Consider the following 11315-nt stretch of genomic DNA (forward strand, 5'->3'; position numbering starts at 1 on the left):
TGACCGACTACAAAGCCACGCTTAACCTTCCGGACACCGCCTTCCCCATGAAGGCCGGCCTGCCTCAGCGCGAACCGCAGATTCTGCAGCGCTGGGACAGCATTGGCCTGTACCGGAAGCTGCGCGAGATTGGCAAGGATCGTCCCAAGTTCGTCCTGCACGACGGCCCGCCCTATGCCAACGGCAAGATTCACATCGGTCATGCGCTGAACAAGATTCTCAAGGACATGATCGTCCGCTCCAAGACCCTGTCGGGCTTCGACGCGCCCTACGTACCGGGCTGGGACTGCCACGGCCTGCCGATCGAGCACAAGGTCGAGGTCACCCACGGCAAGCACCTGACCGCCGACCGCACCCGCGAGCTGTGCCGCGAGTATGCCGCCGAGCAGATCGAAGGGCAGAAGACCGAGTTCATCCGCCTGGGTGTGCTGGGCGACTGGGACAACCCCTACAAGACCATGAACTTCGCCAACGAGGCCGGTGAAATCCGCGCCCTGGCCGAGATGGTCAAGCAAGGTTTCGTGTTCAAGGGCCTCAAGCCTGTGAACTGGTGCTTCGATTGCGGTTCGGCCCTGGCCGAGGCTGAAGTCGAATACGCCGACAAGAAGTCCCAGACCATCGACGTGGCCTTCCCGGTCGCCGACGCCGACAAGCTGGCTGCCGCCTTCGGCCTGCCAGCGCTGGCCAAGCCCGCCGCCATCGTGATCTGGACCACCACCCCGTGGACCATCCCCGCCAACCAGGCACTGAACATCCACCCGGAGTTCAAGTACGCCCTGGTCGACACCGGCGAGCGCCTGCTGGTGCTGGCCGAAGAGCTGGTCGAGTCGTGCCTCAAGCGCTACAACCTGGAAGGTACGGTGCTCGCCACCGCCCAGGGTTCGGCCCTGGAGCTGGTCAACTTCCGCCACCCGTTCTACGACCGCCTGTCGCCGATCTACCTGGCCGACTACGTCGAGCTGGGCGCCGGCACTGGCGTGGTCCACTCCGCGCCGGCCTATGGTGAGGACGACTTCGTCACCTGCAAGCGCTACGGCATGGTCAACGACGACATCCTCACCCCGGTGCAGAGCAACGGCGTGTACGTGGAGTCGCTGGAGTTCTTCGGCGGCCAGTTCATCTGGAAGGCCAACCCGGCCATCGTCGAGAAGCTGAGCGAAGTCGGTGCGCTGATGCACACCGAAACCATCAGCCACAGCTACATGCACTGCTGGCGCCACAAGACCCCGCTGATCTACCGCGCCACCGCGCAGTGGTTCGTCGGCATGGACAAGCAGCCGAGCACCGGCGAGCCGCTGCGCGAGCGTGCGCTCAAGGCCATCGAAGACACCAAGTTCGTCCCGGCCTGGGGCCAGGCGCGCCTGCACTCGATGATCGCCAACCGCCCGGACTGGTGCATCTCGCGTCAACGCAACTGGGGCGTGCCGATCCCGTTCTTCCTGCACAAGCAGAGCGGCGAGCTGCACCCGCGCACCGTCGAGCTGATGGAAGCGGTGGCCAAGCGTGTCGAGCAAGAGGGCATCGAGGCCTGGTTCAAGCTGGACGCCGCCGAACTGCTGGGTGAAGAAGCCGGCCAGTACGACAAGATCAGCGACACCCTGGACGTGTGGTTCGACTCCGGCACCACCCACTGGCACGTGCTGCGTGGCTCGCACGACATCGGCCACGCCACCGGCCCGGTCGCCGACCTCTACCTGGAAGGCTCCGACCAGCACCGCGGCTGGTTCCACTCCTCCTTGCTGACCGGTTGCGCCATCGACAACCACGCGCCATACCGCGAGCTGCTGACCCACGGCTTCACCGTGGACGAAAGCGGTCGCAAGATGTCCAAGTCGCTGGGCAACACCATCGAGCCGGAGAAGGTCAACAACACCCTGGGTGCCGACATCCTGCGCCTGTGGGTTTCGGCCACCGACTATTCCGGCGAGATGGCTGTTTCCGAGCAGATCCTGCAGCGCAGCGCCGATGCCTACCGGCGTATCCGCAACACCGCGCGCTTCCTGCTCTCCAACCTGTCCGGCTTCGACCCGGCCCGCGACCTGCTGGCCCCAGAGGACATGCTGGCCCTGGACCGCTGGGCGGTTGATCGCACCCTGCTGCTGCAGCGCGAGCTGGAAGAGCACTACGGCGAATACCGCTTCTGGAACGTCTACTCGAAGATCCACAACTTCTGCGTGCAGGAGCTGGGTGGCTTCTACCTCGACATCATCAAGGACCGCCAGTACACCACCGGCGCCAACAGTGTCGCCCGCCGTTCCTGCCAGACCGCGCTGTACCACATCAGCGAAGCGCTGGTGCGCTGGATCGCGCCGATCCTGGCCTTCACCGCCGACGAAATCTGGCAGTACCTGCCGGGCGAGCGCAACGAGTCGGTGATGCTCAACGGCTGGTACCAGGGCCTGAGCGAGCTGCCCGCAGGCACCGAGCTGGACCGTGCGTACTGGGACCGTGTGATGGCCGTCAAGGCGGCGGTCAACAAGGAGCTGGAAAACCAGCGCACCGCCAAGGTCATTGGCGGCAACCTGCAGGCCGAAGTCACCCTGTTCGCCGAAGAAGGCCTGAGCGCCGACCTGGGCAAACTGGGCGATGAGCTGCGCTTCGTGCTGATCACCTCCGCCGCCAGCGTGGTGCCGTTCGCCCAGGCCCCGGCCGATGCCGTGGCCACCGAAGTCGAAGGCCTGAAGCTCAAAGTGGTCAAGTCCGGCCATGCCAAGTGCGGCCGTTGCTGGCACTTCCGCGCCGACGTCGGCAGCCACCCGGAGCACCCGGAAATCTGCAGCCGTTGCGTCGACAACCTGAGCGGCTCGGGCGAGGTGCGCCACTATGCCTAACCCTGCAGCGGGGCGCTTCGGGCGCCTTGCCTGGCTCTGGCTCAGCTTGCTGGTCCTGGTCCTCGACCAGGCCAGCAAGCTGTATTTCAACAACGCCTTGAGCATGTACCAGCAGATCGTGGTCATTCCCGACTACTTCAGCTGGACCCTGGCCTACAACACTGGCGCGGCATTCAGCTTCCTGGCCGACGGCGCCGGCTGGCAGCGCTGGCTGTTCGCCCTGATCGCCGTGGTGGTCAGTGGCGTGCTGGTGGTCTGGCTCAAGCGCCTGGGGCGCGGCGAGACCTGGCTGGCGGTGGCCCTGGCGTTGGTGTTGGGCGGTGCGCTGGGCAACCTGTACGACCGCATCGTGCTTGGCCACGTGGTCGACTTCATCCTGGTGCACTGGAAGAACACCCATTACTTCCCGGCCTTCAACCTGGCCGACAGCGCCATCACCGTTGGTGCGGTGATGCTGGCGCTGGATATGTTCAAGAGCAAGAAGTCCGAGGATCCGGTCCATGACTGACACCCGTATCGGCCAGAACACCGAAGTCACCCTGCACTTCGCGCTGCACCTGGAAAACGGCGACACCGTCGACAGCACGTTCGACAAGGCCCCGGCCACCTTCAAGGTCGGTGACGGCAACCTGCTGCCTGGCTTCGAGAGCGCGCTGTTCGGCTTCAAGGCCGGCGACAAGCGCACCGTGGTGGTGGCGCCGGAGAATGCCTTCGGCCAGCCCAACCCGCAGAACGTGCAGGTCATGCCACGGTCCAACTTCGAGGGCATGGAGTTGTCCGAAGGGCTGCTGATCATCTTCAACGACGCCGCCAACACCGAGCTGCCGGGTGTGGTCAAAGCGTTCGATGACGACCAGGTGACCATCGACTTCAATCACCCACTGGCTGGCAAGACCCTGACCTTCGAGGTGGAGATCCTCGAGGTGAAGGCCCTGTAAGCCTGGAGCCGAGCATGCAAATCAAACTCGCCAACCCACGCGGCTTCTGCGCGGGGGTCGACCGGGCGATCGAGATCGTCAACCGCGCGCTGGAAGTCTTCGGCCCGCCGATCTATGTGCGCCATGAAGTGGTGCACAACAAGTTCGTGGTGGAAGACCTGCGCAACCGCGGCGCCATCTTCGTCGAAGAGCTGGACCAGGTGCCGGACGATGTCATCGTCATCTTCAGCGCCCATGGCGTTTCCCAGGCCGTGCGCCAGGAAGCCGCCGGGCGTGGCCTGAAGGTGTTCGACGCGACCTGCCCGCTGGTCACCAAGGTGCATATCGAAGTGGCCAAGTACAGCCGCGATGGCCGCGAAACCATCCTGATCGGCCACGAAGGGCACCCGGAAGTCGAAGGCACCATGGGCCAGTACGACGCCAGCAACGGCGGCGCCATCTACCTCGTCGAAGACGAAGAGGATGTCGCCAAGCTGCAGGTGAACGACCCGGACCACCTGGCCTTCGTCACCCAGACCACGTTGTCGATGGACGACACCAGCCGCGTCATCGATGCCCTGCGTGCGCGCTTCCCGAACATCGGTGGCCCGCGCAAGGACGACATCTGCTACGCCACCCAGAACCGCCAGGATGCGGTCAAGCAACTGGCTGACGAGTGCGATGTGGTGCTGGTGGTGGGCAGCCCGAATAGCTCCAACTCCAACCGCCTGCGCGAGCTGGCCGAGCGCATGGGCACCCCGGCCTACCTGATCGATGGTGCCGAGGACATGCAGCGCAGCTGGTTCGACGAGGCCGCGCGGATCGGCATCACCGCCGGTGCTTCGGCGCCCGAAGTGCTGGTGCGTGGCGTGATCGACCAGCTCAAGGCCTGGGGCGCCACTGGCGCCGAAGAGCTCGATGGGCGCCCGGAGAACATCACGTTCTCCATGCCCAAAGAGCTGCGGGTTCGCTCGCTGATCTGATCAGTAACCTGCGCACAGGGGGGCTTTTCGTTCTCCCGTGCGCAGGCTTATCCTGCCGGTTTTTGCCAGTACGACGTGATATTGGCTGTCACAAATTTCCAGCGTCGCGCTCTGGAAGTTGTTGGTGTACCTCAGCGGAATGCCCAACGCACTGAACCTCACCTGCTCACCGGTATTGCTCGCGATTCTCACCGGGCGTGCAAGGCGGTGTTCGCGCAGTAGCTGCTGATTGCTGTCGAGCCTTACGCGCCATCCTTTTCCCCAATCGTTTTCCAACGGTTGCACCAACACTGGCTGGCCCTGCAGCAGCGCATGGCTGCGTGCGCTGCGCAGTGCCTGTGACAAGTCGCGGGCTGCGGCCGCTCTGTGCAGGTCATCGCTCCAACTGGTGTAGGCCGGCATGCCGAGCTGTGTCAGCAAAGCGGCAATGGCCAGGGCGCACATCATTTGTATCAGTGTTACCCCTCGTTGCTTCACCGTGCATTCCTCCTTGGAAGTGCTTCGCTGTAGCTTCACGGTCGTTGGACATGAGGTCCAGTCGAACAAGATCAGGGCAGTTGCAGGAAAAATCGTGGGGATGCAGGGATGCACGATAAGCAGCAGGGCATGACGCTTCTGGAAGTGTTGTTGGCAGTATCGGTGGTGGCTGTGGGTATCTTTGCCGCAGCAGCATTGCAACTGAAGGCCTTGCAGGCCTTCGACAATGCGCGTCGCGATGGGCATACGGCGATGGTGCAGCACAGCGAGCGAGAGAGGCGCCGCGAATGAGGCGTCGTCAAAGCGGTTTTGGTTTGCTCGAAGCCACGCTTGCCCTGACCTTCGGGCTAATGCAGCTGGCGGCGACCAGTCAGCTGTTTGCCTCCGCCCACCAGAGCTGGCGTCTGCAGGGCGCGGCATCGCGCTTGCAGGATGATGCCCGGTTGGCGTTGTTGCGCATGGCTCAGGATATCCGGCTGGCCGGTATGTTCGGTTGCCTGCGGCTGCAGGCGGGTGACTTCAATGTGCCGAGTGCCCGCCAGGCCTTCGCCCGCCCGCTGGAGATCGGCCCGGCCAGCCTGAGCCTGGTGGTTGCCGAGTTGCCTGGGCATACCGGCCCAGCTGATTGGACTCTGCTGACAGACTGTCGCCGCGAGGCGAGGGTAGAAAGCGGGCGCTACCCGGGCACAGACCAACTCATGGCAATCCCCATCAGCCGCATTCGCTATGCGTTGTCAGGCACCACGCTGATGTTTACAAGGCGTGATCAAAGCCAGTCTCTGGTCGACCATGTTCAAGAAATGCGTGTAGCACTTGTACCCACCCCGCAAGGGGGGAGGGTTGATCTGCAACTGACGATGTACGACCCGAGCTTGCAGATTGAGCAGCGCCACGCGCTGAGCGTAACGCTGCGCAACCCGGTGGCCGGGCCATGAATGGTCAGCGTGGCATGGTCTTGCTGCTGGCGCTGGTGTTGAGCTTGTTATTGAGCCTGCTGGCGGCCTCGGCCCTGCGCGAGGCGCTCGTTGAAACACGGGTGACCGGCGCCATGCGCGATGGCTTGCTGGGATTCGAACAGGCGGAGGCTGCACTGCTGGCGGGTGAGGCAGCTTTTCAGCGGGCCCCACCCGCGCTTTGCGACCGCTGCCTGCCACCGCCGAGGCCTCATGAATTACAAGGCCCGTGGCAAAGCACAACGAACGGTTACTACCAAGTACAGAACCTGGGTGTCACGGATAAGGCCGCGCATACGCCGGCAGGTGAACACGTCACCCTGTACCGGGTAACGGCAGTCAGCCGGCAACTGCCAGCCAGGCAGGCGCTGGAAGCCGTCTATGCCGTGCCAACCGCGCAAGCCCAGGCGCCCCGGCGCATCCTCTGGCGCCAGCGACTGAGGGAAGACTGACATGCAGCAAGGCCTGAGCCTGATCGAGTTGTTGATTGTCATGGCCGTCATCGGCATTCTGGCAGCCATTGCCTACCCCAGTTACAGCGAACAGCTGCGGCGAGCCGGACGCAACGAAGCGGTCGGCCTGCTGCATGACGCCGCCCTGCGCCTTGAGCAGCATCGCGTGCGCACTGGCCAGTACGCCGAGGGCGATCCGGCATTGCCGGTCGCCAACCGCCATTACCGCCTGCAGGCCATTCGCGGCAGCGACACCTTCACGCTGCTCGCCCAACGCTTGCCGCATGGCCTGATGGCCGATGACCGCTGTGGCGACTACCAGCTCGACCAGGCGCTGGTGCGCAGTAATCCGGGCGGCGTCGAGGCTGCTGAACGCTGCTGGGGAAGCTGAAGGCTCAATGATGCCCGTGCATCGCGGTTTTACTTCAGGTGTTGGATCGACAGATGAGCAAGCAAGTAGTGGTGGTCGGTGGCGGGGTGATCGGCCTGCTGACGGCGTTCAACCTGGCGGCGAAAGTCGGGCAGGTGGTGGTGTGCGACCAGGGCGAGGTCGGCCGCGAGTCGTCCTGGGCCGGTGGCGGTATCGTTTCGCCGCTGTACCCCTGGCGCTACAGCCCGGCGGTGACCGCCCTGGCGCACTGGTCGCAGGACTTTTATCCACAGCTGGGCGAGCGCCTGTTCGCCAGCACCGGCCTCGACCCGGAGGTGCACACCACCGGCCTGTACTGGCTCGACCTGGACGACGAAGCCGAGGCCCTGGCCTGGGCCGAGCGCGAGGGGCGGCCGCTGAGCGCCGTGGATATCTCGGCAGCCTACGATGCCGTGCCGGTGCTGGGCCCGGGCTTCAAGCGGGCGATTTTCATGGCGGGTGTGGCCAACGTGCGCAACCCACGGTTGGTCAAGTCGCTCAAGGCCGCGCTGCAGGCGTTGCCCAACGTGACCTTGCGCGAGCACTGCCAGATCACCGGTTTTGCTCAAGAGGGTGGGCGTGTCACCGGCGTGCAGACAGAAGAGGGTGTGCTGCCGGCCGATGACGTGGTGCTCAGTGCTGGCGCCTGGAGTGGTGACCTGCTGCGCACGCTTGGCCTTGAATTGCCGGTGGAGCCGGTGAAGGGCCAGATGATTCTGTTCAAGTGCGCCGAGGACTTCCTGCCGAGCATGGTGCTGGCCAAGGGGCGTTATGCGATCCCGCGGCGGGATGGGCATGTTCTGGTCGGCAGTACCCTGGAGCACGCCGGCTACGACAAGACCCCGACCGAGGAGGCGCTGGCCAGCCTGAAGGCGTCGGCGATCGAATTGCTGCCGGAGCTCGAGGGCGCCGAAGTGGTGGGGCACTGGGCCGGGTTGCGGCCTGGGTCGCCTGAAGGTGTGCCTTATATCGGGCGGGTGCCGGGGCATGAGGGGTTGTGGTTGAACTGCGGGCATTACCGTAATGGGTTGGTGCTGGCGCCGGCTTCGTGCCAGTTGTTCGCTGATCTTTTGACGGGGGCTGAGCCGATTATCGATCCGGCGCCTTATGCGCCGGCAGGGCGCTTGGGCTGAAATAGCCGGGCCCGCTGTGCGGGCCATTCGCCGGCAAGCCGGCTCCCACAGGTACAGCGCAGGCCTTGGAGGGAGCATATGCTCCTATAGATACTGCACATGCTTTGAGAGCGGTGCTATCCCTGTGGGAGCCGGCTTGCCGGCGATGGGGCCAACGTGGCCTCAGCCAGTAATCGGCACCTGCAGATGCCGGCTCGGATAATGCTGCTCATACACCTTGCACACCCGCAGCACCTGCTCATCGGCATAGCGCCCGGCCACCACCTGCAAGCCCACCGGCAACCCCTCGCGAGTAAACCCGCACGGCACCGACGCCGCCGGTTGCTGGGTCAAATTGAACGGGTAGCTGAACGGCGTCCACTCCATCCACTGCGCCATCCCCGACCCCGGCGGCACGTTGTGCCCCGCCTCGAACGCCACCAACGGCATCATCGGTGAAACCAGCACGTCATACCGCTGGTGGAACGCATTCATCTTGGCAATCAGCTCGGCCCGCGCCTCCAGCGCCAATGTGTATTCGCTCAGGCTGATGCGTGCGCCCTGCTCGGCAATCCAGCGCAGCCCGGGGTCGAGCTGCGCTCGCTGTTGTTCGCTGAAACTGCTGGCCAACCGCGCCGCGCCAGCGAACCACAGGGTATTGAACACTTCCAGCGGGTCGTTGAAGCCCGGGTCCACTTCCTCCACCTGCGCCCCCAGCCGCGCCAGGCGCTGTACCGCTTGCGCCACCAGCGCCTGGATCTGCGGGTCGACCTGGATGTAGCCAAAGTCGGCGCTGTAGGCGATGCGCACGCCGCTGAGGTCCTGTTCCTGGCCCAGCCAGGGCGCCTGCCGGGCGGCGCCGGCCAGCCCGTCGCGGGCATCGGGGCGGGCCACGCAGTCGAGCATCAGCACCGCATCGTCGACGGTGCGCGTCATCGGCCCCAGGTGCGAGAGCACGGTCATGGCGCTGGCTGGCCACTGCGGCACGTAGCCAAAGGTGGGCTTGATGCCGAAGGTGCCGGTGAACGCGCAGGGGATGCGGATCGACCCCCCGGCATCACTGCCCTGGTGCAGCACGCCAAGGTTCAGCGCGGCGGCAGCGGCGGCGCCACCGGACGAGCCGCCAGCGGTCAGGCGCGTGTCCCAGGGGTTGCGGGTAATGCCGTACAGCGGGTTGTCGGTCACGCCCTTCCAGCCGAACTCGGGGGTGGTGGTCTTGCCCACCAGCACCGCGCCCGCCTCACGCATGAACGCACTGAACGGGGCATCCACGTCCCACGGGCCGGCCGCCGAGGTGGTGCGCGAGCCCTTGCGCGTGGGCATGCCGCAGGTCAGCGTCAGGTCCTTGATCGAGGCCGGTACGCCGTCCAGCCGGCCGCAGGGCTCGCCGCGCTGCCAGCGCTGCTCGCTGGCCCGGGCAGCACTGCGGGCGCCTTCGGCGTCGACATGGCAGTAGGCGTTGACCGCCGGGTTGTGCTGGTCGATGCGCGTCAGCACGTCGTCGACCACCTCGACCGGCGACAGTTGCCGGCGCTGGTACAGGTCGAGCAGCTCGGTGGCGGTGAATGCTCCGATTGCGGTCTTGCTGGTCATCTCAACGGGCTCCCTGGTTGGCGGCCTGGAACATGGCGCGCAGCAGCACATCACAGCCGTCGGCCAGGTCCTGTGGCGCGGCGTTTTCGATTTCGTTGTGGCTGATGCCGCCTTCGCACGGCACGAAGATCATCCCGGCCGGGCCAAGCTCGGCGAGGAAGATCGCGTCGTGGCCGGCGCCGCTGACGATGTCCATGTGGCTCAGGCCGAGCTCGCGCGCGCCTTGGCGCACGGCATCGACGCACTGTTCGGCAAAGTACAGCGGCGGGAAGTCGGCGGTGGGGGTCAGTTCGAAGCGCAGGCCGTGCCTGGCCGCGCTGCTTTCGATGGCCGCGCGTACCTCATCGACCATCGCCTGCAGGTGGCCGGGGTCGAGGTGGCGCAGGTCGATTGTCATGTTCACCTGGCCGGGGATGACGTTGCGCGAGCCGGGGTGCAGGCTCAGGCAGCCGACCGTGCCACAGGCATGCGGCTGGTGGGCATGGGCCACGCGGTTGACCGCCGCCACCACTTCGGCGGCGCCGACCAGCGCATCCTTGCGCAGGTGCATCGGCGTGGGGCCGGCGTGGGCCTCGACACCGGTGAGCACCAGGTCGAACCACTTCTGCCCCAGGCAACCCTGGACCACGCCGATGGTGGTGCGCTGGTCTTCCAGCACCGGGCCCTGCTCGATATGCGCCTCGAAGTACGCCCCTACCGGGTGCCCGGTCGGCACGCGCGGGCCGGCATAGCCGATACGCGCCAGCTCGGCGCCCACCGACAGGCCCTGGTCATCGACCTTGTCGAGGGTTTCCTGCAGGCCGAACTTACCGGCGAACACCCCCGAACCCATCATGCACGGCGGGAAGCGCGAGCCTTCCTCGTTGGTCCACACCACCACCTCCAGCGGCGCTTCGGTGGTCAGGTTCAGGTCGTTGAGGGTGCGCATCACCTCCAGCCCGGCCATCACCCCGTAGCAGCCATCGAACTTGCCGCCGGTGGGCTGGGTGTCGATATGGCTGCCGGTCATCACCGGTGGCAAGGCCGGGTTGCGCCCCGGGCGGCGGGCGAAGATGTTGCCGATGGCGTCGACGCTGACCGTGCAGCCGGCTTCGCTGCACCAGCGCACGAACAGGTCGCGGGCCTGGCGGTCGAGGTCGGTCAGGGCCAGGCGGCACACGCCGCCCTTGGCGGTGGCGCCGAGCTGGGCCAGGTCCATCAGCGATTGCCAGAGGCGTTCGCGGTTGGCCAGCGCGCCCTGGCCGAGCAGGTGCTGCGAGGGATCGATGCGGGTGTTCATGGGCATTCTCCTTTCAGGCACTCAGGGCCAGGTAGCGGTTCTTGATGCTCGGGTCTTCGCGGAACTGGGCGGCGCTGCCCTGGTAGGCGACGCGGCCTTGTTCGAGTACGTAATGGCGGTCGGCGAGGGCGTCGCAGACCATCAGGTTCTGCTCCACCAGCAAGATCGACAGGCCTTCGCCCTTGATCCGCCGCAAAATCTTCACCAGCTCGTCGACGATCACCGGCGCCAGGCCTTCGGTGGGCTCGTCGAGAATCAGCAGCTTGGGGTCGTTGAGCAGGGCGCGGGCGATGGCCAGCATCTGCTGCT

Annotated in this window: 13 protein-coding genes; 9 read left to right on the forward strand and 4 right to left on the reverse strand. The window is 65.6% G+C overall.

All coding sequences use genetic code 11. The annotated features are described in order from the left end of the window. Window positions 1–47 precede the first annotated feature (47 nt). The 4 genes from ileS to ispH are packed head-to-tail and all read left to right on the forward strand — an operon-like array spanning window position 48 to window position 4731. Complete coding sequence (ileS, locus tag B3E94_RS22560; RefSeq protein ID WP_414708172.1) at window positions 48–2831, forward strand: isoleucine--tRNA ligase; 2784 nt, start codon at window positions 48–50, stop codon at window positions 2829–2831. Continuing rightward, the gene (gene lspA / locus B3E94_RS22565; RefSeq protein ID WP_176513814.1) at window positions 2824–3339 is read left to right on the forward strand and encodes a signal peptidase II; all 516 of its coding nucleotides are present in this window, start codon (window positions 2824–2826) and stop codon (window positions 3337–3339) included. The genes ileS and lspA overlap by 8 nt, the downstream gene beginning before the upstream one ends. Then, a complete protein-coding gene (fkpB, locus tag B3E94_RS22570; protein ID WP_012270371.1) occupies window positions 3332–3769 on the forward strand; it encodes an FKBP-type peptidyl-prolyl cis-trans isomerase in 438 nt (145 codons plus the stop codon). The genes lspA and fkpB overlap by 8 nt, the downstream gene beginning before the upstream one ends. A 14-nt stretch (window positions 3770–3783) precedes the next feature. Then, window positions 3784–4731, forward strand: a complete 948-nt coding sequence (gene ispH, locus B3E94_RS22575; RefSeq protein ID WP_286915283.1) for a 4-hydroxy-3-methylbut-2-enyl diphosphate reductase — start codon at window positions 3784–3786, stop codon at window positions 4729–4731. Here ispH and B3E94_RS22580 read toward each other — a convergent pair whose 3' ends face one another. After that, a complete protein-coding gene (locus B3E94_RS22580) occupies window positions 4732–5208 on the reverse strand; it encodes a GspH/FimT family pseudopilin (protein WP_286915284.1) in 477 nt (158 codons plus the stop codon). Window positions 5209–5316: 108 nt separating this feature from the next. Between B3E94_RS22580 and B3E94_RS22585 the strand changes: the two genes are divergently transcribed. Genes B3E94_RS22585 through thiO form a run of 5 tightly spaced genes read left to right on the forward strand, consistent with a single transcriptional unit; the run spans window position 5317 to window position 8155 of the window. After that, entirely contained in the window at window positions 5317–5499 is a 183-nt protein-coding gene (locus B3E94_RS22585; protein WP_286915285.1) for a prepilin-type N-terminal cleavage/methylation domain-containing protein, read from the forward strand. Beyond that, window positions 5496–6143 (forward strand): PilW family protein, encoded by a 648-nt coding sequence (locus B3E94_RS22590; RefSeq protein WP_286915286.1) that lies wholly within the window; start codon window positions 5496–5498, stop codon window positions 6141–6143. The genes B3E94_RS22585 and B3E94_RS22590 overlap by 4 nt, the downstream gene beginning before the upstream one ends. Beyond that, window positions 6140–6613, forward strand: a complete 474-nt coding sequence (locus B3E94_RS22595) for a hypothetical protein (RefSeq protein WP_286915287.1) — start codon at window positions 6140–6142, stop codon at window positions 6611–6613. Before B3E94_RS22590 ends, B3E94_RS22595 begins: the two co-directional genes overlap by 4 nt. Window position 6614: 1 nt before the next feature. After that, the gene (locus B3E94_RS22600; RefSeq protein WP_176513836.1) at window positions 6615–7004 is read left to right on the forward strand and encodes a type IV pilin protein; all 390 of its coding nucleotides are present in this window, start codon (window positions 6615–6617) and stop codon (window positions 7002–7004) included. A gap of 53 nt (window positions 7005–7057) precedes the next feature. Next, the gene (thiO, locus tag B3E94_RS22605) at window positions 7058–8155 is read left to right on the forward strand and encodes a glycine oxidase ThiO (RefSeq protein WP_286915288.1); all 1098 of its coding nucleotides are present in this window, start codon (window positions 7058–7060) and stop codon (window positions 8153–8155) included. 162 nt (window positions 8156–8317) lie between these two features. On the opposite strand, the gene B3E94_RS22610 is transcribed toward thiO, so the two are convergent. From B3E94_RS22610 to B3E94_RS22620, 3 genes are all read right to left on the reverse strand, one after another. Further along, window positions 8318–9727, reverse strand: coding sequence for an amidase (locus B3E94_RS22610; protein ID WP_286915289.1), 1410 nt, complete (start codon window positions 9725–9727; stop codon window positions 8318–8320). A gap of 1 nt (window position 9728) precedes the next feature. Then, entirely contained in the window at window positions 9729–11006 is a 1278-nt protein-coding gene (locus tag B3E94_RS22615; protein WP_236193516.1) for a Zn-dependent hydrolase, read from the reverse strand. A gap of 13 nt (window positions 11007–11019) precedes the next feature. Beyond that, the coding region (locus B3E94_RS22620; protein ID WP_286915290.1) for an ATP-binding cassette domain-containing protein at window positions 11020–11315 on the reverse strand (296 nt) is incomplete at its 5' end.

It is taken from the genome of Pseudomonas sp. UBA6315 (assembly GCF_002438125.1).
GTDB lineage: Bacteria > Pseudomonadota > Gammaproteobacteria > Pseudomonadales > Pseudomonadaceae > Aquipseudomonas > Aquipseudomonas faucium.